At 50.2% G+C, this 21,615-nt stretch carries 21 protein-coding genes and 1 tRNA gene; 10 read left to right on the top strand and 12 right to left on the bottom strand.

Annotated features, from left to right (window positions below; genetic code table 11):
• Nucleotides 1-166 precede the first annotated feature (166 nt).
• From ACESSO_RS12590 to ACESSO_RS12580, 3 genes are all read right to left on the bottom strand, one after another.
• Complete coding sequence (locus ACESSO_RS12590) at nucleotides 167-1,516, bottom strand: relaxase/mobilization nuclease domain-containing protein (protein ID WP_373165766.1); 1,350 nt, start codon at nucleotides 1,514-1,516, stop codon at nucleotides 167-169.
• Nucleotides 1,477-1,806: a plasmid mobilization relaxosome protein MobC gene (gene mobC / locus ACESSO_RS12585; protein ID WP_373165764.1), complete on the bottom strand. Its 330-nt coding sequence runs from the start codon at nucleotides 1,804-1,806 to the stop codon at nucleotides 1,477-1,479. The genes ACESSO_RS12590 and mobC overlap by 40 nt, the downstream gene beginning before the upstream one ends.
• A gap of 252 nt (nucleotides 1,807-2,058) precedes the next feature.
• Nucleotides 2,059-2,418: a transcriptional regulator gene (locus ACESSO_RS12580; RefSeq protein WP_373165762.1), complete on the bottom strand. Its 360-nt coding sequence runs from the start codon at nucleotides 2,416-2,418 to the stop codon at nucleotides 2,059-2,061.
• Nucleotides 2,419-2,589: 171 nt separating this feature from the next.
• Between ACESSO_RS12580 and ACESSO_RS12575 the strand changes: the two genes are divergently transcribed.
• The 10 genes from ACESSO_RS12575 to ACESSO_RS12530 all read left to right on the top strand — a co-directional run bounded on the left by ACESSO_RS12575 (nucleotide 2,590) and on the right by ACESSO_RS12530 (nucleotide 11,602).
• Nucleotides 2,590-2,775: a helix-turn-helix domain-containing protein gene (locus tag ACESSO_RS12575; protein ID WP_373165760.1), complete on the top strand. Its 186-nt coding sequence runs from the start codon at nucleotides 2,590-2,592 to the stop codon at nucleotides 2,773-2,775.
• Nucleotides 2,776-2,840: 65 nt separating this feature from the next.
• Nucleotides 2,841-3,530: a response regulator transcription factor gene (locus tag ACESSO_RS12570; protein ID WP_373165758.1), complete on the top strand. Its 690-nt coding sequence runs from the start codon at nucleotides 2,841-2,843 to the stop codon at nucleotides 3,528-3,530.
• Entirely contained in the window at nucleotides 3,527-4,558 is a 1,032-nt protein-coding gene (locus ACESSO_RS12565; protein ID WP_373165756.1) for an ATP-binding protein, read from the top strand. The genes ACESSO_RS12570 and ACESSO_RS12565 overlap by 4 nt, the downstream gene beginning before the upstream one ends.
• 127 nt (nucleotides 4,559-4,685) lie before the next feature.
• A complete protein-coding gene (locus ACESSO_RS12560; RefSeq protein WP_373165754.1) occupies nucleotides 4,686-5,351 on the top strand; it encodes an ABC transporter ATP-binding protein in 666 nt (221 codons plus the stop codon).
• Nucleotides 5,352-5,363: 12 nt separating this feature from the next.
• Nucleotides 5,364-7,865, top strand: a complete 2,502-nt coding sequence (locus tag ACESSO_RS12555; protein ID WP_373165753.1) for an ABC transporter permease — start codon at nucleotides 5,364-5,366, stop codon at nucleotides 7,863-7,865.
• 685 nt (nucleotides 7,866-8,550) lie between these two features.
• On the top strand, nucleotides 8,551-8,985 hold the full coding sequence (locus ACESSO_RS12550) for a sigma-70 family RNA polymerase sigma factor (RefSeq protein ID WP_087341843.1): 435 nt from the start codon (nucleotides 8,551-8,553) through the stop codon (nucleotides 8,983-8,985).
• Nucleotides 8,970-9,209 carry a helix-turn-helix domain-containing protein gene (locus tag ACESSO_RS12545; protein WP_373165752.1) on the top strand — a complete coding sequence of 80 codons (240 nt, stop codon included), beginning with the start codon at nucleotides 8,970-8,972 and terminating at the stop codon, nucleotides 9,207-9,209. Before ACESSO_RS12550 ends, ACESSO_RS12545 begins: the two co-directional genes overlap by 16 nt.
• 404 nt (nucleotides 9,210-9,613) lie before the next feature.
• Complete coding sequence (locus tag ACESSO_RS12540; protein ID WP_373165751.1) at nucleotides 9,614-9,796, top strand: hypothetical protein; 183 nt, start codon at nucleotides 9,614-9,616, stop codon at nucleotides 9,794-9,796.
• Nucleotides 9,797-9,892: 96 nt separating this feature from the next.
• Entirely contained in the window at nucleotides 9,893-10,315 is a 423-nt protein-coding gene (locus tag ACESSO_RS12535; protein WP_373165750.1) for a recombinase family protein, read from the top strand.
• Nucleotides 10,316-10,381: 66 nt separating this feature from the next.
• Complete coding sequence (locus ACESSO_RS12530) at nucleotides 10,382-11,602, top strand: DUF4368 domain-containing protein (RefSeq protein ID WP_373165748.1); 1,221 nt, start codon at nucleotides 10,382-10,384, stop codon at nucleotides 11,600-11,602.
• A 60-nt stretch (nucleotides 11,603-11,662) separates the two neighbouring features.
• On the opposite strand, the gene ACESSO_RS12525 is transcribed toward ACESSO_RS12530, so the two are convergent.
• The 9 genes from ACESSO_RS12525 to ACESSO_RS12485 form a co-directional block, all read right to left on the bottom strand.
• Nucleotides 11,663-11,749, bottom strand: a tRNA-Leu gene (locus tag ACESSO_RS12525).
• Nucleotides 11,750-11,806: 57 nt separating this feature from the next.
• Nucleotides 11,807-13,177, bottom strand: coding sequence for a sodium-dependent transporter (locus ACESSO_RS12520; protein WP_373165747.1), 1,371 nt, complete (start codon nucleotides 13,175-13,177; stop codon nucleotides 11,807-11,809).
• Nucleotides 13,178-13,189: 12 nt separating this feature from the next.
• Nucleotides 13,190-13,711 (bottom strand): tRNA adenosine(34) deaminase TadA, encoded by a 522-nt coding sequence (gene tadA, locus ACESSO_RS12515; RefSeq protein ID WP_373165745.1) that lies wholly within the window; start codon nucleotides 13,709-13,711, stop codon nucleotides 13,190-13,192.
• A gap of 93 nt (nucleotides 13,712-13,804) precedes the next feature.
• Nucleotides 13,805-14,869, bottom strand: a complete 1,065-nt coding sequence (locus tag ACESSO_RS12510) for a rod shape-determining protein (RefSeq protein WP_373165744.1) — start codon at nucleotides 14,867-14,869, stop codon at nucleotides 13,805-13,807.
• 198 nt (nucleotides 14,870-15,067) lie between these two features.
• Nucleotides 15,068-16,543: a stage IV sporulation protein A gene (gene spoIVA / locus ACESSO_RS12505; protein WP_373165743.1), complete on the bottom strand. Its 1,476-nt coding sequence runs from the start codon at nucleotides 16,541-16,543 to the stop codon at nucleotides 15,068-15,070.
• A 14-nt stretch (nucleotides 16,544-16,557) separates the two neighbouring features.
• Nucleotides 16,558-18,033, bottom strand: coding sequence for an SPOCS domain-containing protein (locus tag ACESSO_RS12500; RefSeq protein ID WP_373165741.1), 1,476 nt, complete (start codon nucleotides 18,031-18,033; stop codon nucleotides 16,558-16,560).
• 260 nt (nucleotides 18,034-18,293) lie between these two features.
• Entirely contained in the window at nucleotides 18,294-19,364 is a 1,071-nt protein-coding gene (gene pyrB / locus ACESSO_RS12495) for an aspartate carbamoyltransferase (protein ID WP_373165796.1), read from the bottom strand.
• A gap of 61 nt (nucleotides 19,365-19,425) precedes the next feature.
• The gene (locus tag ACESSO_RS12490; protein WP_373165740.1) at nucleotides 19,426-20,598 is read right to left on the bottom strand and encodes an ABC transporter permease; all 1,173 of its coding nucleotides are present in this window, start codon (nucleotides 20,596-20,598) and stop codon (nucleotides 19,426-19,428) included.
• Nucleotides 20,595-21,599 carry an efflux RND transporter periplasmic adaptor subunit gene (locus tag ACESSO_RS12485; protein WP_373165738.1) on the bottom strand — a complete coding sequence of 335 codons (1,005 nt, stop codon included), beginning with the start codon at nucleotides 21,597-21,599 and terminating at the stop codon, nucleotides 20,595-20,597. The genes ACESSO_RS12490 and ACESSO_RS12485 overlap by 4 nt, the downstream gene beginning before the upstream one ends.
• Nucleotides 21,600-21,615 lie beyond the last annotated feature (16 nt).

The following is a 21,615-nucleotide window of genomic DNA, read 5'->3' as shown; positions in this document are numbered from 1 at the left end:
ACTATGAGCCCTAAAACTATGACAAGGTAACTCTGCTTCCCCTGCTCTGCAGGCCTAAACCTATTATTGATAAATTATACCATATAATTGATAAAAATTCTATGCTGATATTTAAGAAAGGCACACGGCAAAAAAGAAGTTCTCCTGCCGTGTGTCTTTATAATGCTTATTCCAAGTCGTTGCTCCGCTGTCGCTGCTGTTCCTTCGGCCTTTCCAGCAGGGCGTCCACATTCTGGCGGAGGGTATCATATTCCTTTTCCTCCCGCTGTATCTTCCGAAGTTCCGTTTGCAAGGCGGTCTTGCGGGCGGAGAGTCCGTCCAGTTCCGCTTTCAGCTTATCGGAGGAAGGAAGTTTGGTGAGTCCGGCCTTTTTAATCTCCCTGGCTGCCGCCTCGAATAAGATGATCTCGCTCTCAAAGCCGCGCAGGAATTTTTCCTTGTCCTTTGATGCCTTATATCGGTCATAGACAGGTTTCAGCTTGCGATAAGTGTCGATCTGCTTTCCCAGGAGGGCAAGGTCAGCGATCCGCTGCTCCGTATCCCGTAGGCTCTCCCTGGTGCGGATGGAGGCAGCGGCAACGGTGTCGCACCGTTCCACTAATTCCTCATAGGTGCTGATGCCATGTTCGGTGAGAAAGTTCATGGTGGCGGCCGCCCGTTTCAGATTCTCAATGGTCGCCCACCGCTGGTATCCTGCGCTCTGCTGGGCCTTGATATTGTTATTGTTCTGAATGTCAATGAGCAGGCTGACTTTCCCGCTGCGCTGCCGGGGTTGTCTGGAGGGCCTGGAGCCTCCGGCGATGCGAGAGACAACGGCTTCTTCCGTATAATCGGCGCCCAGGGTTTTGAGCCGGGTAAATCGCTCCTGGTTCGGCGCCCTGGCGGAGATATACTTTCCCCGCTTGATCTCGTATCCTTCCCGCTGTAACCGGGCAAGTAAATCTTCCAGGCTGGAGGACACGGGGATCAACCGGTCGATGGCGGCTTTCAGTTTTGCCTTATAACTGGTGCCGTTCTGTGCGGCCTGATGCTCAATATAGCTCTTGCCCTTATCCCAGCCGGGGACGATGACGGACAGGCCGTGTTCTCGGCACAGTCGGTCGCTGGCCCGGCGTATCTCATGATAGCTGCGCTTGTTGGAATGGTAGTGCTTGTGATCGGTGAAGCTGACCGCATTGAAAATCAGATGATTATGGATGTGATTCTTGTCAATGTGGGTGGTGAGGACAAATTCATATTTGCCGTCCAGGACCTCCCGCGCAAGTTCCATGCCGATCCGGTGGGCTTCCTCTGGCGACACCTCCCCAGGCTCAAAGGCTTGAATCAGGTGGCGGCCCAGGTGTGTACCCTTGTCGATGGCATGGCGGCGTGTCCATTCAAATTCAATGTCGGCGGTCTCGGCGGCGCAGCCGAAGGAGGACACTAGCAACTTCTCGTCTGTTTTTTCGGGGTTGCAGATATAGTCAATGGCCGCTTTCAGCGTTGACTTAATAGGATGCGTCTTTGTAACTGCCATATCTGATCCAGCCTTTCCCGGATTTCCTCCATGTCGGCCTGATAGGTGGGGCCTCCGGCGTTGACCCGCTTGGCGATCTGGTTGATGTTCCGGCCAATGGCGGACAGGAGCTTGTTCATCTCCTTGATATCCCTGGTGTCCACATAGATGATATACCCGTCAATCGCCATCTTCCGTAGGTAGGCGCCGATCCGCTTTGTCTGGAGCTGGGCCATCTTCTGTTCCATCAGTTCCTTTTCCTCGGCGGTCATATAGAACTTCACCTGGATATTTCGTTTTCGGTTTGTCATCGTGGTATCTCGCCTCTTTTCGTATCAGGGTTTGGGATGTTCCCAACAAGCATTTTTCGGGTTTAGGGGGAGGGTTCCATAAAGCCAAAAATCGCAAGCGGGTACTCGCTTGCTGTGCTTGCTATCGTTTCTCTCTCCGTACCTAAGTAATCCGAAACTCCTGCCTTTGGCAACCATGAAAGCAAAGAAAAACGCTACAAACGGTATCCGTTCATAGCGTTTCCTAATCATTATTCAGTTGCATCAACCACATCATTTTTCTTCCTCCGCTCTGGCATCCAAGATAGCCTGTGCGGTGGCAATGACAATTTTCAGTTCAGCTTCGGTCATTCCATCAAGCAAGGGATCAAGCTGTCTGCGTGCCGTGGACTTACTCTCTGTCGCGTCCCCAAAGAGAAGCTGATCTACGGAGATATGATAACGGGTCACCAGTTCAAAGAAAATCTGGAGACTCGGATGCTGCCCTTTGTTTTCAATGTTGGCAAGATAGCGGGGAGACAGATACATTTCATTCCCGACTTTGTTGCGGGACTCCTTCTGCTCGTTTCTTGCCGATTTAATTGCCTTCCCAAAAGGCGTAAAATCATATTTTTGTACTGGTCTTTTTGCCATAATGATTCACCCTATTACATTCTACGGTTCACCTTTCTTTCTGAATATGTCTACATAGTTCCCGTAGTTAGCCTATATAATTCCTTATTTGTTCACAATGGGTGCCTTGAAGTATTCGCTTGACCGTATATAATTAAAGCAACAGATATAAAAGCGGAAGGATTGAACCGTATGGAATATATCTCTTGCCCCGAAGCTGCAAAGAAATGGAGCATTTCTGAAAGACGGGTACAAAAGTTTTGCGAAGATGGACGCATCCCTGGTGTTACAAAGTTCGGCCGTATGTGGATGATTCCTAAAAATGCAGAAAAACCATCTGATCCTCGCAGAAAAAAAATGAAGTTCATTATGCTTTAGGATATTTCTGCAACATTTCAGTTTTAGAATAAAAATGTGCATACGCAAAGAGAGGAAGTGAGTGCATGAGAAGAATATTGATTGTGGAGGATGACACTCTCCTGAATCGTACTTTGGGATATAACCTGGCATCTGATGGCTATGATGTCACATCAGCCAACAACTATAAAGCTGCTGTTCAACAGTTGAAAGAGAAAGAATTTGACATTGCTCTCTTGGACATAAATCTGCCGGATGGTAGCGGTCTGAACCTTTGCGAAGAAATCCGGGGACGCGGCCAGCACACCTATATTATTTTCATTACCGCCAATGATAAGGAAAGCGATATGCTGAAAGGCTATGAGGCAGGCGGTGCGGACTATGTGACAAAGCCCTTTTCGGTGACGGTGCTGTGCAGGAAGGTGGCGGCGGTCTTTGCCAATCTGGAATTACGCACGCCCCGGCACGATCTGTTTGACGATGGTTTTCTGAAAATCGACTTTTCCGAGCAGCGGGCGTCCCTTGCCGGGGAACCGCTGGACTTCACACCGAAGGAATACCGCACCCTGTTTCTGTTCGTGAAGAACCCACGGATCATCTTGACCAAGCGGCAGATTTTAGAGAAACTGTGGGACATTGACGGGGACTTTGTGGACGAGCATACCTTGACCACCATCATCAGCCGTATCCGCAAAAAAATTGAATTAGACGAGCACAAATATATCAAGACGGCCTACGGCATGGGCTATCAATGGATCGGTGGTGAGCCAAAATGAAACTTGAAAACTTGTCCATAAGGAAATTTCTGTGGCTCATTCTCTGCGGTGTCCTTGCGACCTCGGCGCTCTTACTGTTTGGTCTGTTCTGGATCACGAAAAATCTATGGGTAGTTTTGTATGGAGGACTTCTGACTGTTGCGCTTTTGGTCTGGGGCGGAGTTTTCCTGTATTACTTTGAAAAGAAATTGACTTTGTTTACCGATGGCCTGTGCCGGACGCTGGATGACATGATGGACAGCGCCGCACGGCCTGAGATGGATTATGAAGCAGAAACGCTGCTTGCACGGATCAGTCACCGACTGGAACGGCTCTATAATGTCATGCAGAAAAGTCGAGATACTATCGCAAAGGAAAAGGCCGACCTACAATCCCTGTTGTCGGATATTTCCCACCAGACCAAGACCCCTATCGCCAATTTGAAGATGCTCAATGAAACCATGCTGACCCGCCATATTTCCGAAGAACAGCGGAAAGAGTTTTTGCAGGCTACCGGCAGCCAGCTTGATAAACTGGACTTTCTGATTCAGGCGATGGTGAAAACTTCCCGTCTGGAGGCCGGTGTGATTACTCTGGAAAAAAAGGATACTCTCATAGAAGAAACACTGGTGAAGGCAATCAATGGGATTCTGGCGCCAATGGAGAAAAAGAACATAGAGTTGACCGTGAACTGCCCGGAAGGACTAACCGTTTCCCATGATAGCCGTTGGACTTCCGAAGCCCTGTTCAATCTGCTGGACAATGCGGTGAAGTACACGCCTACCGGCGGCAGTATCCATGTGTCTGTTCAGAATTGGGAAATGTATCTGAAAATTGATGTGGTTGATACAGGCCGAGGTATCCCGGAACGAGAGCAGGCTACGATCTTCAAGCGATTTTACCGGGAAGAAGCGGTACATGAGGTAGATGGTATCGGCATCGGCCTATATCTGGCGCGTGAGATCATTACCATGCAAGGCGGGTATATTTTGGTGACTTCCGAGGTTGGAAAAGGGTCTACTTTTTCGGTATTCCTGCCACGAAACTAATTAAGCGGGGGTCTGCCTATGTAGACCCCCGCTTTTTCAAAAGATTACAGCAACATGGATTTTAGGACATTTCTGCAACATTTGGCCGTTATCCTTTTTGCATCAAGCAAAGAAAGGCGGTATTCCTATGAGTATCCTACAAACAAGTGATTTGAAAAAATACTACGGCACACAGCCTAATATCACCCGTGCCCTGGACGGTGTGAGCTTCTCCGTCGAGGAAGGTGAGTTTGTGGCCGTGGTTGGTACATCCGGTTCCGGCAAATCAACCCTGCTGCACATGATGGGTGGTCTGGACACGCCTACTTCGGGCAGCGTCATGGTGCGGGACAAGGAACTGGCAAAGATGAATGACGAGCAGCTTACTATCTTCCGCCGCCGCAATATCGGCTTTGTGTTCCAGAACTACAACCTGGTGCCGATTCTCAATGTGTATGAGAACATTGTCCTTCCCGTTGAGTTGGACGGCGATACAGTGGATCAGCGGTTTATGGACGAGGTTGTGAAAATGCTGGGTCTGGAAGATAAACTCCAGAATATGCCCAACAACCTGTCAGGCGGCCAACAGCAGCGTGTGGCGATTGCCCGCGCCCTGGTATCCAAACCAGCCATTGTACTGGCCGACGAGCCTACCGGCAATCTGGACAGCAAGACCAGCGCCGATGTGCTGGGCCTACTCCAGCGCACCAGCCGGGAGTTTAATCAAACCCTGGTGATGATTACCCACGACAACAAAATCGCCCAGCTTGCCGACCGTATTGTGCGGATCGAGGATGGCAAGATTGTCGGCTGAGGGGGTGAGAAAATGACATTGCCATTTGAAAATGACACCAGTGCAGTTATTCAGAAACTGACAAGGAGAAGTTTGAAGGCCAATAAAAGGCGAAACTTTTTCCTTGTCATGGCCATTATGCTTACGACCTTGCTGATCGGCTCTGTTTTCAGCGTTGGCATGAGCCTTGTAGAATCTGTGAAGATGGAGCAAATACACCTTGCGGGTACGATGGCCCACGCTGCTGTGGGGCATCCTACGGCTTCACAGATCGAGCAGCTTCACAATTTGGATTATGTAAAAGCGGTGGGAACCGGCAACAGTGTCGGCTATGTAGAAAATACGGCGGAAATGGGAAATATCAGTTTGACCCTTCATTATTTTGATGAAACAGAATGGGAAGAACTGCGCGCCCCTGCCTATGTGGATGTAGAGGGCAACTATCCAGAGAAAGAAAATGAAATCATGGTTTCTCGTGCGGTTTTGGAGCGGATGGGAATTGCCAATCCATCTATCGGTATGGAAATCCCCCTTGCCTACTACACAGATAGCGACAAGACAGGGGCATTGATGGAGGAAACCTTCTGCCTGTCAGGGTGGTTTACAAGCTATGCCTTTGTCCAATCAACCGATACTGCGGATGTAATTTTCGTTTCCCAGGAGCTATCACAAAAATACGGAAAGACCGTGGAGGCAGATGGCTCTGTATCGGTGAGATTTGTAGACGAAACTCATATTTCTGAGTATTGTGACGCATTGGTGTCCGATCTTGGGTTATCAGAAAATCAACCCATTGCAACGGTACAGCTCTATGATACGAGTGCAGGACAGGAAACAGCCACCTTGCTTTCTCTGTGCGCTGTTGCGGTGTTTCTGATTTTTACCGGGTATCTGCTGATCTATAATATCCTGTATATTTCAATCTCCCGTGATGTGCGGTTTTACGGATTGCTCAAAACCCTTGGAGCAACGCCCAAACAGATCAAGCGGGTCATTAGAGGGCAAATCTTACGGCTTTGCCTCATTGGAATACCGGTTGGTATCGTTCTTTCGCTCATACTCTCGCTTGGAATTGTTCCATTCTTTATATCTGCCCTTGATGCTGTTTCCGCAGATGGAGCCGTTGTATCTTTCTCGCCGCTCATCTATGTGGGCGCAATTATTTTTCCTCTGTTTACAGCGATGCTGGGTGCATCGAAACCAGCCAAAAAAGCAGCAAGCATTTCTCCCATAGAAGCACAGAAATATACGGGAGTGACCGGAAGTATAAAAGGTATTCGGTCGGTTGCTCACGGAAAACCCGTGCGAATGGCTTGGCGCAATATCTTCCGGGACAAAAAGCGCACGGGGATCGTATTGCTCAGTCTGTTTTTAGGTGTAACGACTTTTTTAACGGTCACAACATTAGTTTTCAGTACCGATATATCGAAGTATATTGATTCTACCTTTGAAAGTGATTTTGTGCTGAAAAACAGTGCATGGCCTGCACAAAGCCTTGATAATTCATTGGCGGAGCAGCTTATGTCAATTCCAGGAACGGAAAATCTGCATACCACGACATGGGAGGAAATGAGCCTGGAGTATTCTGATGATTTCAGAGAATATATTGCCAATCACCCTATGCGGGAGCAGATTACAGGTCTATCGGAGCAAGCCATTGCGGATAACTTCAAAGGGTTCCTTCTCGGAGTTGACGGGGAAACACTGACAGAGTATCGCGATGCGCTTGGCAACCCCATTGATGTGGAGGCATTTGAGCGTGGGGAAATTGCATTGATTGCAACAGACAATCCCGAATTGTTTTCCAACATTGAGGATTTGACGGTTATGCCCTCTTATCGAGGCGAAAGCGGCACTTCGGGCAACCAGAAGTATGAGCTTTCTCTTGGTGGTTTTGTCCCATTCAACCATAAAGGGATCGGTGCCAGCCTTGCGCCTACTCTTGTTGTATCAAATGAGGTTATGCAGGAATGGTTTGAAGAGCCGGTTGCTATACAGCTTGAGTTGAATGTTTCCAGCGGCTATGAACAAAATGCCTTGATTGCATTGAAGCAAATTATAGAGGACAATCCTGCAATCTCCTTGACATCAAGGATAGAAGCGATGGCGGAACTGGGTCGTGCTAAAATGGCAATCTTGATCCTTGGCGGAAGTATCTCTCTTGTGATTGCTCTGATAGGAATCCTCAATTTCGTAAATATCATGTCGGTGAGCGTGGTAGCACGCAAGCGTGAATTGGCGACGCTGGAGTCTATTGGAATGAGCCGTAAGCAGATTCGTAAAATGCTAATCAGCGAGGGACTTTGTTATGCCGGTATTACGCTAATCCTTGTGTTATCCATCGGAAACTTGATTGCATACGGTATCTTCAAGTTGTTCCAGCAACAAGTGAGTTTTGCGGTCTTTACCTATCCTCTGATTCCAGCGGCAATTATCGCTTTGGTGATACTGACTGTTTGCCTGATTACGCCGGAGAGAATGTATTGCGTACTTAATAAGGAAACGATTGTAAACCGATTGAGAGAAGCTGAATAACATCAACAGCAGAACCATGAGCAGCGGCGGACAACACGAGTTGCCCGCCGCTGATTTTCTTCTGTATGAAGAAAAATTTGAATTGCTACAAAAGTGAAGCAATTTAGATTGTTATTCTGTCGAAAGAAGTCAGTGTTAGGATATTTCTGCAACAATTCAAATTTATAGTGTTGATAAAGCTAAATATATGATGCTATCTGCCCGGCGGCAGAAAAGAAAAAAACCGTCGCTGGGCAGACCAGTTTCTATGCTCAAAATATAATTTTGGCGACGGTTTTGAGAAATCAAGGCCGCCGTTTCTTTTTGCCCAAAGGTTCACGACGACCCTACACCTTGCAATCTTGCACGGCGGCAATGGGAGGATGCCGCCATGTGCCACAAAGACTTTCGACATAAAACGACAAGAGCCATCTTGTCAAAAAAAGTCTGTTCCCATTATCGAGATATTCCGGCCATGAACATGAACAGTCAAATCATGTAAATGCTTCTGCCAATTCCTTTGCGCCTGTCCGCATTTTGCGGATGGGCGCTTTTTGCCGTTTATGTAGGCCTTCGTCACCTGACGGAGCCTTTCATAAAAATTTCTTTCCTTTTCAGGTTGCCAAAATCGCAAGTCTTGGATTACTGAGGCGAAAGGGAGGAAATCACCACCCCGCACCTGTGCGGCGCGAAGGGAGGTGAGAATATGAAAGACTCCTATGAGCAACGCATTCAAAATCAGTTTGGCGCCTTCTGCGTCAGGGTTTTGAAGAATGAGGCCCGGCATATCCAACGTGACTATGCCTGCCTTCTGGACCAGGAAAAGCCTTTGGACGAGCTGACAGCCTCCGAGCTGGAGCAGACCGCCGTGTGGGACGATTACTTTATGGACGAGCATGTCTTTGAAGTATTGGGACTTCCGGTAGTCGTAACCGGCAATGTCCTGGCCGATGCGTTAGCGCAGTTGCCGGAGGGCAAGCGGGATGTGATCCTGCTGTCCTACTTCCTGGGTATGACGGATCGGGAAATCAGCGAAAAGCTGCATATCGTCCATCAGACCGTATCCAAGCGGCGGCTCGTTACGCTGAAAGAACTGTACGAATATCTGGTAAAGGAGGGATTTGAATGGCCGGACATGTAAAGCCCATTCCGTTGCCTGTGATTCTGGCGGCCGTGAACGGTGACGAAAATGCTCTTGCTGCTGTCGTCGCTCATTATCAGAAGTACATTCGGGCTCTCGCCACCAGACCGGTGAAAGACGAGTATGGCAACGAATACCTGTATGTGGACGAAGATATGCGGCTCAGGCTGGAAACGAAGCTGATACATAGCATCGTGACGAGCTTCAAGGTGCTGCCAGTCTAAAGTTGTTTGGGGCAAGTTTCGCTCCCTTTCCTTGCCCCTGACAATTCGGCAGCGGAGCCCATGATCCTTGACAAAGAAAGCCTTCGGGCAGCATAAGGCAGACGGATACGATCTGTCTGTGTGGAGCCGGTCGGCCGGTGCGCCATGACCCTGTTGCAAGTCCGCAGGACGGGACCCCTACCAAACAGGTGAGCGACAAAACCAGGCCGCGAAACAGGTGTGGCAGCTTGTGGGCGAGGATGCACAGACAGGATAATGAGACTCCCGCGTTGAACGCTCTCAAAGCATTGCGCGGCGCACCCATCAGCATGGGCCGGGGTGAGATTCCCGTGGAGCTGCGGCCAGCAGCCGTCCGTTTATTGCCTCTTTTGTTTTTTACTACACGAAAATGAAAGGGGATTATTATGCAAGATCATAATTCTGTTTCGAGCGGTAAAAAGCCGCAGAACAACCCTTTGAAAGAAAAAACGACCTATCGCTTCGGCAATAGGTCGTTTGTCGTAGAGTCTGTTTTCAAAGAGGAAAGCCCGGATACCTTGGGCAGCATCCTCCTTCGATTGATGAAGGCCGAAAATGAGAAAATGTAAACTTTCTATACTCGGCTGACACGGGCAGAGGACAGCGGTATAATTGTATTGGGAATATAAGATATGCGCTGTTCGGCTGTCCAGAAAGGAGGACTTATGAGACAGTCGAATAACAAAAAATCCCGTGATGTGACCGCTTTCCTCTACGAGCGGCTTTCCCGTGACGATAATCTGGAGGGTGAGAGTTACAGCATCGGCAATCAAAAAAAGCTGTTGACCAAAGTGGCGAAGGAGAAAGGCTACACCAACCTGGTTCATTTCCTGGACGATGGCATTTCCGGCGTCACGATGGACCGCCCTGGTTTTGTGGAGATGATCCAGCAGCTTGAGCAGGGGCGGGCCGCCGCAGTATTTGTCAAAGACCTTTCTCGCCTGGGCCGTAACTACATCGAGGTCGGCAGGCTGACCGAGGAATTTTTCCCGGAGCATGACATTCGCCTGGTGGCGGTATCCGATAACATCGACACCGCCGAGGGCGAGAACGAGTTGGCGCCGATCCGCAACCTGTTCAATGAGTGATACGCCCGCGACATCAGCAAGAAACGGCGTATCAGCAACAAGATCAAGGGAAATGCGGGTGAGCCAATGGGCCAGCCTCCCTACGGTTACATCAAAGACCCCGACGATCCGAAACGATGGATCGTGGATGATGAAGCCGCCCAGGTGGTTCGGCGGATTTACAGCATGACCCTGGAGGGCTACGGGACGGAGCAAATCGCCACGCAGCTTGAAAAGGACGAAATCCTTACCCCACGTGCTTATTGGCTAAAGAAGGGCATCAAGCGGCCCGGAAAGGGCAAGCAGCAGCCCGCTACCAAGTGGAACAGTTCCACCGTGACCAAAATCCTGTCTTTGCAGGAGTATTGCGGTGACATTCTCAACTTCAAGACCTACTCCAAATCCTACAAGAACAAAAAGAGGTTGGAGAATGACCGTGAGAATTGGGTCATCTTCAAGGACGTCCACGAGCCGATTATCGAACGATCCGTATTTGAGCAGGTGCAGCAGAAGCGGGGCAAAATCCGCAAGCGCCGCACCAACGAAGGCGAGCATAATATGTTCTCCGGCCTTCTGGTCTGCGCTGATTGTGGCTGCAATCTTCACTTCCATTTCAATCAGGGAAATCCAGAGATCAAGTATTTCAACTGCTCCAACTATAAGGGCAACCGTGGGAGCTGTACTTCCACCCATTATGTCCGAGTGGATTTTCTGGAACAGGTGGTGCTTGGTGAGATCCGGCGCTTGACGAAGTTCGCCAGCCTCTATGAGGACGAATTTCTGAAAGCGGTGATCGGGCACTCCCAGCAAGCGGCGGAGACCGACCGCAAGCTGAAGGAGAAGGAATTGAAAGCCCTGCTTGCCCGTGACGAGGAACTGGACGGGCTGTTTGAACGCATCTATGAGGACAATGTTTCCGGCAAACTCTCCGATGACCGCTTTGCGAAAATGTCCAGGCGGTATGAGGACGAGCAAATGGAACTGGCAGAGAAAATCAAAAAGCTCCGCTCCGAAATTGAGAAGCAGAGCAGTCAGGCCATGACCACGGATATGTTTATCTCTTTGGTACGAAAGTACACCCGCGCACGAAAACTCACGCCCCGGATGCTCAACGAATTGGTTGAGAAGATCGAGGTTTACCATGCGGAGAAAATTGATGGTGTGTGGGAGCAGCGGCTTCGCATCCATTATAACTGCGTGGGAGAAATTACAATCCCTAAAATGCTGCCCCTGCCCATCCCTGATGTGACCGTCAATACCCGGAAGGGCGTGTTCGTCAATTATTCCCCAGCAGAGATTGCCGGATGAAAACAATAAAAAAAGACGAGTGTTCTTACAGCTTTTCAAATGCTATAAGAACACTCGCCATGGTGCCGGTGACCGGACTCGAACCGGTACGCTGTCGCCAGCGGTGGATTTTGAGTCCACTACGTCTACCAATTCCATCACACCGGCAGATGCGGGATGCAACGCTTAATATTATACCGCATTGCATCCCAAATTTCAAGATATTTATGCAAAAAATTTATCTTTAATTCCGAGAACGAAAATCACAACTACAATCAGCGGCAGAATGTAACTGACATAGAACCGGATGCCGTCTCGCACCTTCATACCGCCACCTTCATTGGCCTCTTCCTTAAAGTTCTTCCAACCCCAGCCATACCGTGTTGTGCAGAACAACAGATAGACCAGAGAGCCAAGCGGAAGCCAAATATTCGATACCAGGAAATCCTCCAAGTCCAGCACAGCTGAGCCTTCGCCAAACGGCTGGAAACCAGACCAAACATTGTATCCCAGCACGCACGGAAGAGAAAGCAGAATCATCAATACTGTGTTGAACAATGCCACTTTTTTTCGGCTCCATCCGGTTAAATCCATGCAGCAGGACATGATATTTTCAAAAACCGCCAGAACCGTGGAAAATGCTGCAAACGCCATAAATACAAAGAACAGACTGCCCCACAGCCGTCCGAATGCCATATGGTTAAAGATATTCGGAAGCGTCACAAAAATCAGATTCGGGCCGCTGTCCGGCGAAACACCAAACGCAAAGCATGCCGGGAAAATGATTAAGCCGGCTGTAAACGCCACAAAAGTATCCAGAATAGCAACATTGACTGCTTCTCCCAGCAGTGCGCGGCCTTTGCCGATATAGCTGCCAAAGATGGCCATTGCGCCGATACCAAGCGATAATGTAAAGAACGACTGATTCATTGCGCCGACGATAACATTGATGGGGCCTGATTCCATCATGCGGTTCAAATCCGGAATTAAATAGAATTTAAGTCCTTCACCGGCACCTTCAGTCGTAACACTGTTAATGGCCAAAATCACCATAATCGCCAGCAGAGCAATCATCATGACCTTCGTCACGCGCTCCAGACCGCCCTGCAGGCCGAAGGAATTGATGGCGAAACCAACAACGACAACCACAACCATCCAACCAATCATGACTAGCGGCTGGCTTAACATCTCTGGAAACGCAGCGCCGACTTCTTCGGTTGTCGCACCCACAAACCTTCCGCTTGCGGTCAAATAGAAATAATGCAGCATCCATCCACATACCGTGGTATAAAACATCATTAGCAGATAGTTGCCGATCATGGCAAGATAACCATGGATGTGCCATTTTGTTCCCGGCTTTTCCAGTTCCTGATAAGCACGCACCGGGCTTTTCTGACTTGCACGGCCAACCGCAAATTCCATCGTCATAATCGGAAGACCAAGGATAACCAAAAACAGTACATAAAAGACAACGAACGCGCCGCCGCCGTACTGTCCCACCATCCATGGGAACTTCCAGACGTTGCCCACGCCAATCGCGCATCCTGCGGAAAGCAGAATGAAGCCGAGGCGAGAGCCAAGCTTTTCTCTTTGCATTGTTTTAACCCCTTATTTCTCTTGGATTCTATGGTCAAACGCCGTGATGGCGTCTGATTTCTGCTGAAGACGAAGCATTTTTCTTTTTTCACGTAATGCCCGGAAAAAGGATTTTAAAACGTCCGCACATTCCTCTCCAAGCACACCTGATACAATTGCTGGTTGATGATTATATGGCAAGTCAAATAAATTGACCAGTGAGCCGCACGATCCGGCCTTTGGATCTGCCGCACCGAAATACACGGTTTGGATGCGCGCATTGATAATTGCTCCCGCGCACATCGGACAAGGCTCCAGCGTCACATAGAGATCGCACCGATGCAGCCTCCAACCGCCCAGCTTTTTGCAAGCCTTATGGATGGCTTCAATTTCCGCATGATGCAGCGCATTTTTTTTGGTTTCTCGACGGTTTCTTCCGCGTCCGACAATCCTGCCGTCACAAACCACCACAGCCCCAACCGGGACCTCCCCCTCTTCTGCAGCTTTATGCGCCAAGCGAAGCGCGGCTTTCATATATTTTTCCTGCTCGGTCATAGTTCCCTCTGGCACATTATCAAACTGAAGTTAGTTCTGCATCAAAAACACCCGTCTCAACGGCGGGTGTTCGTTTTACATGCAATCTCTGGATTATTGCATCATCTGCCGCTGGCGTGACAAATTCATCGTGCCGTCCTGCATACCGGAAAGATTCTCCAAGCAGTTTCCCGTTCCATACGCCACGCAGGAAATTGCTTCATCCGCGACATGAGTCGGGATACCGGTCTTGGATGCCACCAGCTTATCAAATCCCCAAATCAAAGAGCCGCCTCCGGTCATCACAATACCATTGGTGGAAATATCGCCCGTCAGCTCCGGCGGGGTACGTTCAATGACCCAGTGGATTGCTTCAATAATGGCCGTGGACACTTCTTCCAAAGCATCCAGAATCTCGGTCGAATTAACCGTGAAGGTACGCGGCAAGCCCGTCATCAGGCACCGCCCTTTCACCTCCATCGACACTTCCTCGGTACGTGGATAAACGCAGCCGATATTTTTCTTAATCAGCTCGGCCGTGCGTTCACCAATCAAAGCATTGTGCTTACGGCGCACGTATTTAACAATCGCCTCGTCGAACTTATCGCCTGCTATTTTAATAGAAGTGGATTCTACGATACCGCCCAGCGAGATAACCGCAACGTCGGTTGTACCGCCGCCAATATCCACTACCATGTTGCCGTTCGGTTTGGCAATATCGATGCCCGCACCGATTGCGGCAGCCACAGGCTCCTCAATCAGAAACACGCGCTTGGCACCTGCCTGCGTACCCGCATCAATCACCGCGCGCTCTTCTACTTCCGTGATAATCGACGGCACACAAATAACCACATTTGGCTTAAACAGCCGGAATCCCTGTACCTTGCGGATAAACTCTTTAATCATCCGCTCCGTCATCTCATAGTCGGAAATCACGCCTTCACGCAACGGCCGGATAGCAATAATATTGCCCGGGGTACGGCCCAGCATCTTCTGCGCTTCTGCACCAACGGACAAAATTTTACCCGAGACCTTGTCCACTGCCACAACAGAAGGCTCGTTGAGCACAACCCCCTTGCCCTTAACATACACCAGCACGGTTGCCGTACCCAAGTCGATACCGATATCGCTTGAAAAAAGCGAAAACTTCTTCGCTATTGTCTCCAAAAAAGAAGCCATAATCAACATTCATCCTTTTGCTCTGTTACCACCAAATTACAGTAATCTTATTATACCCTATCTATATAACCATTTTCAAGACAATTTGCAAAATTGTTGTGAAACAGGCCACCGGCACCCGAATTTATTGTATTGATGGCATCCGACAAACCAAGATATGACAAAAAGCGGGTATCCCATGGATACCCGCCCAATGACTCACAGGATGATGCAAATCAACCCGCCTGCGCTTTCGTTTATAATTTTTTCCAGCGTTTCTCTAATTTTCCCGCGGGCATCATCCGGCATCCGGCTCAGCTTGTGAGATAACTCCTCCCGCACCAATTCATTGAGAGACTTGCCGAAAATGTTGGTGTCCCAGATTTTTTCCGGCTGCTCTTCAAATTCACTGAGCAGATAATGCACCAACTCTTCCGACTGTTTTTCTGTTCCCACAATGGGATTGACCTCCGCTTTGATGTTGGCTCGCATCAGATGAATCGACGGCGCCGATGCACGCAGCCGCACACCATACCGTCCACCTTGACGGACGATTTCCGGCGCTTCCAGCGTCAACTCGTCTACCGACGGCATTACTACGCCGTAACCAGTCTGATACACCTGATCCAACGCGCCGCGAAGTCGCTCATATTTGCGTTTTATCTCTGCAAAATCGCTGAGCACAGAAATCAGGTCTGCTGCATCCTGTATATGAATCTTGGTTTGCTGTCCGACAATCTCATAAAAGACCTGTTCTGGAATTTCAATGCTGATGCTGGCTTTGCCGCTGCCCAACGCCATCTGATCAACATGCACCCGTCCGACATATTCATTTTCGCCAATACGGTCGCATATGGTTCGAATGTCGCGCATTTTCTCTCCGCCCTGTGCAGCAGAACGAACGGATTGATAAATGCTTTGGCGAACCGCGTGCTGCGGCGGCAGTGCACCGATATAACGTGGCAGCGTAAACGCGATTTCACACACAGGAAATTCATACAGTACGCGCTGCATGATATCTGCAATATCATTTTCGTCCAGTTCCAGACAATTGACTGCCAACGGTTCTACCTGATACTGACTCCGCAGCGCATCGCAAACCGCTTTTGCATGTTCTCCCTCCGGTTCCGCCGAATTGACCAGCACAAGGAAAGGTTTGCCAAGCGCGCGTAACTCTTCAATGACACGCTGCTCCGCTGGCACATAATTTTCCCGTGGAATTTCGGTAAAGCTGCCATCGGTTGTCACCACGAGGCCGATGGTAGAATGCTCTCCGATCACTTTATTGGTACCGGTTTCCGCAGCCTCTGCGAGCGTCATTGGTTCCTCCCGCCAAGGAGTGGAAACCATACGCGGCATATCGTCCTCCATGCCGCCAAGCGCGCCATCAACCAAATAGCCGACACAATCCACCAGACGAATCCGACACATGCCGCCGTCCGGCAACGCAATTTCTGCCGCTTCCTCCGGGACGAATTTGGGTTCTGCGGTCATAATGGTCCGCCCTGCTCCGGATTGCGGCAATTCATCGCGTGCCCGCTCCCGTTTGTACATATTATCCATGCCGGGCAGCACCATGGTTTCCATGAAGCGCTTAATCAGCGTGGATTTACCGGTGCGCACCGGCCCGACTACACCGATATAAATATCACCGCCGGTACGCGCGCTGATCTGATTATAGATTTGATGATCCAAAATTTCCCCGCCTTTCATACCTGCATTGGTATCAGCAACACCATATTGGAAACACCGGTGGCGTCCGCCGGCAAATCATTGACGCGCCGGATTTCTTCCATGGTCGTGCCGCAATCCTTTGCAATTTCCCATAGCTGCTGCTCCTCTTGAATATAACGAAGCAACAAAGTTGCATCTGCTGTTTTCTTCTGTGCTTCTCCCTCTTCCAGCGATGTAATATGCCGAAATGCGACCCGTTCCTCTGCGGTTGCCATGCCGGATGCTGTTACATTGCACAGAACCCCGGTTTCTCCAGCTGCTGAAGCCCGTATGGCCAGTGAAATGTCGGACAGTTCCCCCGCAACAAGACATGGCATGGTCATCGGTACCAATCGGTCTACCGCATATAATTGCTGCTCATCGCTCAGATAAAGCACTTGTATTGCTGCGGTAATTTGCAAATCACCTTTTGCACTGTGCTTTGCGCTGCAGCAAACTGCCTGTGCCGAAACAATATGCGCAGCATGCTGTGCGGTTTGAAGGGTTTCCGAAGCCTCCGCCGTAAAAGCGACGCAGGGCGGCATAGAATGCAGCAGTGTTTTTTCTTCGCTCATTTGCAGCGTTCGTCCCGGCAGATAGAGGTCTTTAATCCTGCACAGCGTTTTCGTGCGCCGAACGGTAATCAGCGCGGTAACGGATACAGTATAAGAAAGCAGACCGTCCGGTTCGATACGGCTGTCAATCTCACGTACCGCAAGCTGTGCGCAAACAGCATCCTGCTCTTCAACCTCCGGCATTTCCAAAATCTGCGTAAACGGCGTCGTATTGGACAAAATACGCACAACGTCATCTTCCTGCATGGCGAGGCACTGGATTTCGGCCTCACCCTTCAAAACAATTTTTCCGCGCATTGCCCGACACTCTGACGTCCTTAATGTACAGTTGGTGTGCAGAATCGACAAGCCGTCTGCATCCTGCATCGACACGTCATCCAACACGGTAATCGGATAGGCGCGCACCTGTTCGGTCAGCGTTACCGTCTGCATCTCACTGAGCATCTCAACCTGTTTTTCCTGTGTTCCCTCGGTGATTTCACACTGCGTTTGGCAGTAGCCTTCAATGAAAAAGCAGAGCTGCACTTTTACATTCAGCTTGCGGCTGTTCACTGCCACCACGTCCACCGTTGCAACCTGACATCTCACAATGCAGACGGTTTCCGCATCAACCCCTTCGCATTCTTCGATATGCGCAAAGCTGACCGGAACCGACAGGCGGCGAAGTCCTCCCCCTTTTTCCGGTTCATACAATACAACGACCTGTACCATACCGGATGCAAGCAGCCTGCCGCTTTGCGGCGTTTGATCCCGTACCGCCGCCGTGCCATATGCACAGACAATCCGGCCAATATCCGGAAAGGTATCCGGTACAATCGAATCGGCTGTTTCACTACAGGTTGATATTCGTGCAAGCCGCTTATCATAGTATTGGATGCTTGTTTGATTTAGTTCCATTGGTGCTGTCTCCTCCTTTTCACTGCGCTCCTATCTAACAATATGTCCTCCTGCAGTGAAATATGAGAATAATCAAGGAAATGCGTGACACTTGCAACGATTTGCTTTTCTGCTCGCTATCACTTTCCTATGATGCATCCAATCACAAAAGCGGCGCTGAATAGAACAAGCCCGGTTCAGTATGAAACTGAACCGGGCTTTTGACACGATGGTATTGTCTCTGTGTACACAAGTTCTAACCGAAAACCATATTTTTTGGCTTAGAGCAACATTTCCAGCGGCGCATCACAATACGGGCAGCGCTCTCCCACTTTCCCTTCTAACGGCAGATAGGATTCGGTTTTAGTGATACACTTATGATTTGAGCACTTGACACCGTGTGAACCGATATCCTGATGGCCTGCGCGGATAAACGGCAGCTTGGATAATGTCAGCAGCAGCGCCATACGTCCAAACATACCGAACCGCGCCTGCCGGAAGTAAACAGCACGCGGATCATCGTCCACGTCCTGCGCAATTTCATCCACGCGCGGCAGCGGATGCAGCACCAGCATATCCTTTTTGGCGCGCTTGAGTTTTTCTGCCGTCAGTTGGTAATTTCCTTCCAAATTTTGATATTCCTGCGCAGTCACAAAACGTTCCCGCTGGATTCGCGTCATGTACAACACATCCAGTTCGGGCAGCGCCTCATCAATGCTCTTCACTTCACAATACGGCATATTATGCTCTTTTAGGAACTGAATCATATAATCCGGCAGACCCAGCACATCCGGTGCAATCAGATAGATTTGCACATTATGATATCGCTCGAGAAAATGCAGCAGAGAGTGTACGGTACGTCCGTACTTCAAATCGCCGCACAAACCGATTTTCATATCGTCCGCCGAACCGCGCATACGCAGTATGGTGACCATATCCGTCAGCGTCTGAGTCGGATGCAAATGGCCGCCGTCACCTGCGTTGATAACTGGCACAGAAGAATACATGGATGCTGCTTTTGCTGCGCCCTCTCGCGGATTACGCATGACAATCATATCCGCATAGCTGGAAACCATATTGATGGTATCCTTCAAGGTCTCGCCTTTCGTCGTCGACGAGGAACCCGGATCGGAAAAGCCGACCACGCTGCCGCCCAAACGCATCATCGCGGTAGAAAACGACAGATTGGTTCGGGTAGAGGGTTCATAAAACAGGCTGCCCAACACCTTGCCGCGGCAGGCATCCGTATAACCCTCGGGGCGGTCAATGATGTTCGTGGTCAGCTTATATAGGTCGGAAAATTCTTTTTCCGTCAAATCGCACAAATCGATGATATGGCGCATTTGGATGATCCATCCCCTTTTCTTTCTTTTCTTCGTTTATCATACCACAGGAAAAAAAGAAAGAAAAGATTTATTTCCGCATTGCTTCAATTGGGTCAAGTCGTGCCGCGCGCACAGCCGGCAACAGGCCAGCGACGACGCCGCAGAAAAGGCATAATGCGAAAAGTCCAATCATCATACGCCAATCCGGTAAAAGCGCAATCGTACCGAAAAGCACTGCCAGCACAATTCCCATACCACATAATCCGCCCAACGCACACAGCAACGCGGATTGCAGCAGAAAAATGCGGCGGATATCCCGCGTTTGCGCACCGAGCGCAAGTAGAATTCCGATTTCCCCCGTCTTTTCATATGCCGCCGCCAGCATGCTGCAAAGTACGCCAATGAGCGCGACACAAAGCGTAATTGCTCCGACCACAGCAAACAGCATCACACCAAGACTTGCCAACCGATTCACGGTATCCACCATGCCCGACATGTTTTGCACCCGAACCGTTCCATCCACTTGACCGTATCCGGTCAGGTATCGTGAAATCTGCGCACTGACAGCGGACAAATTTGCATCCGCCATGCATTGCACAAAAACCTGATCCGCATTTTCCTGCGGTGTTGCCAGACAAGCATACGGAATATATACCAAATGCGGTGCAAAGGATGAAGCGAGCGAGCCTAACGCGCTGGTTTGTGCTTTTACCACTCCGCACACGGTGAAATTTTGGTCTCGCCCGTCAAAGCGGACCCGAATGGTGCGGCCGACGATATTGTCTCGTCCGTACAGGGCCTGTGCCAGCTCGTCCCCGACCACTGCGACCGGCTTGGCGCTATCTGCCTGCTGTGCGCCAAGCAAGGTACCCGCGAGCACTTCGAGCTGCATTACCTCTCCCAGTCGTTCATCCGCGCCCAGAAAGAGTACATCTTCACTGGCATGTCCGGCTCGGACAGTACCGGACTTAGCCTTAATCGGCATAACGCTGTCGATCTCCGCCACCGCCTGTTCCATTCGGTCGGCAAGCTCTGCCGATAGCGGATTGCCTGCACCATGATCCTCCAGATATACGGTCAGTCCGCTGACACCGAGGGTTTTAAGCCCTTCGCTCACTTTTTCCTGTCCCAGCAGCCCAATCGCTGCAATCAGCAGCAGAGCGCCTGTACCAACGGCAACGGACAGCGCACACAGGATGGTGCGCAACGGATTTTCACGCAAATTGCCCACGGCCAGTCGAAGCAAGTCGAAAAATCTCATGCCATCACCTCGACTAAGTCACCATCCTCCAGCGAATCCGGCGGCGACAGGATCACCACTGCATTCGCATCCACTCCTTCACAGATTTCTGTCACTGATTCCAGGATATACCCCGTTGTCACAGCCCGCTGAACCGCTCTGTTCCCTTCTACACAAAACACATACTCCTGTTCCCCGCGCTGGCAAATCGCCTCCATCGGCACTGCAATTGCATCCGGGTGGTAATCAGTAAAAATTTTCACCGTAGCCGAATACCCCGGACGCAGCCCTTCCACATTTCCCGTCAAGTCCAAAACCGCCTCGACTGTTGCTTCCCCGCTTTCCCCCGTCAGACTGACTGCACGCGCTGCGACAGGCGACAGACTTTTGACCTCCGCGCCAAAGACAGCGCCCTCCAAGGCCGAGACCGTCACATTGGCGCGCTGACCGTTTTCCAGTTCTCCCGCATAAATCTCCGGAGATTGCGCACGCACCTGTAAACAGTCCAAATCGGATATCCTGACGCACGGCACGTCTACAAAAATACTTTCCCCCGCCTCCGGCATGTCCAAAACTGTTCCTGAAATCGGTGCACGCAGTACCATATCTTCTTCCGCCTGCACAGACTGTGCTTCTCCACTCGCCATTGCATTCCAGACAGACTGTATTCTGTCCTGTAACAGCAAGTTGGTTTGGCTGGCCGGCGTCAATGTGCAGAGGATGGTTCCCTGCTCCACGTTTTCACCAACCGACGCATAGACGGAGGTGACTACCGCGTCGGTTGACGGCACTACCACTGTGCTGTCAGCTGCCTCAATCGTGCCGGAAACGGTAATGCTATTATAAATATCCTGCACCGTAGCCACGCCGGTCCGCACAGCCACTGTCTCCGGCGTATGCTGTCTCCACGACCAAAAGGTCAATGCACACAATACAACTGCCGTTGCGCTCAACACCATCCGCGCCTTTTTTTCCACAAAAAACCGACCTCCCGCCGCAAGACTGTCATTAGTCTGCGGCATAACAGCCGGTTTTACA

Origin of the sequence: Agathobaculum sp. Marseille-P7918, assembly GCF_964248325.1 — a bacterium.
Classification (GTDB): domain Bacteria; phylum Bacillota; class Clostridia; order Oscillospirales; family Butyricicoccaceae; genus Agathobaculum.
Note: the sequence above shows the minus strand (reverse complement) of the source record. Positions and strands in the feature narration are given on the sequence as shown.

Bases quoted from the DNA above. Each gene is read 5' to 3' on its own strand.
- ACESSO_RS12590 (WP_373165766.1), bottom strand. From the start codon at position 1,516: ATGGCAGTTACAAAGACGCATCCTATTAAGTCAACGCTGAAAGCGGCC.
- mobC (WP_373165764.1), bottom strand. From the start codon at position 1,806: ATGACAAACCGAAAACGAAATATCCAGGTGAAGTTCTATATGACCGCC.
- ACESSO_RS12580 (WP_373165762.1), bottom strand. From the start codon at position 2,418: ATGGCAAAAAGACCAGTACAAAAATATGATTTTACGCCTTTTGGGAAG.
- ACESSO_RS12575 (WP_373165760.1), top strand. From the start codon at position 2,590: ATGGAATATATCTCTTGCCCCGAAGCTGCAAAGAAATGGAGCATTTCT.
- ACESSO_RS12570 (WP_373165758.1), top strand. From the start codon at position 2,841: ATGAGAAGAATATTGATTGTGGAGGATGACACTCTCCTGAATCGTACT.
- ACESSO_RS12565 (WP_373165756.1), top strand. From the start codon at position 3,527: ATGAAACTTGAAAACTTGTCCATAAGGAAATTTCTGTGGCTCATTCTC.
- ACESSO_RS12560 (WP_373165754.1), top strand. From the start codon at position 4,686: ATGAGTATCCTACAAACAAGTGATTTGAAAAAATACTACGGCACACAG.
- ACESSO_RS12555 (WP_373165753.1), top strand. From the start codon at position 5,364: ATGACATTGCCATTTGAAAATGACACCAGTGCAGTTATTCAGAAACTG.
- ACESSO_RS12550 (WP_087341843.1), top strand. From the start codon at position 8,551: ATGAAAGACTCCTATGAGCAACGCATTCAAAATCAGTTTGGCGCCTTC.
- ACESSO_RS12545 (WP_373165752.1), top strand. From the start codon at position 8,970: ATGGCCGGACATGTAAAGCCCATTCCGTTGCCTGTGATTCTGGCGGCC.
- ACESSO_RS12540 (WP_373165751.1), top strand. From the start codon at position 9,614: ATGCAAGATCATAATTCTGTTTCGAGCGGTAAAAAGCCGCAGAACAAC.
- ACESSO_RS12535 (WP_373165750.1), top strand. From the start codon at position 9,893: ATGAGACAGTCGAATAACAAAAAATCCCGTGATGTGACCGCTTTCCTC.
- ACESSO_RS12530 (WP_373165748.1), top strand. From the start codon at position 10,382: ATGGGCCAGCCTCCCTACGGTTACATCAAAGACCCCGACGATCCGAAA.
- ACESSO_RS12520 (WP_373165747.1), bottom strand. From the start codon at position 13,177: ATGCAAAGAGAAAAGCTTGGCTCTCGCCTCGGCTTCATTCTGCTTTCC.
- tadA (WP_373165745.1), bottom strand. From the start codon at position 13,711: ATGACCGAGCAGGAAAAATATATGAAAGCCGCGCTTCGCTTGGCGCAT.
- ACESSO_RS12510 (WP_373165744.1), bottom strand. From the start codon at position 14,869: ATGGCTTCTTTTTTGGAGACAATAGCGAAGAAGTTTTCGCTTTTTTCA.
- ACESSO_RS12500 (WP_373165741.1), bottom strand. From the start codon at position 18,033: ATGGAACTAAATCAAACAAGCATCCAATACTATGATAAGCGGCTTGCA.
- ACESSO_RS12490 (WP_373165740.1), bottom strand. From the start codon at position 20,598: ATGAGATTTTTCGACTTGCTTCGACTGGCCGTGGGCAATTTGCGTGAA.
- ACESSO_RS12485 (WP_373165738.1), bottom strand. From the start codon at position 21,599: ATGCCGCAGACTAATGACAGTCTTGCGGCGGGAGGTCGGTTTTTTGTG.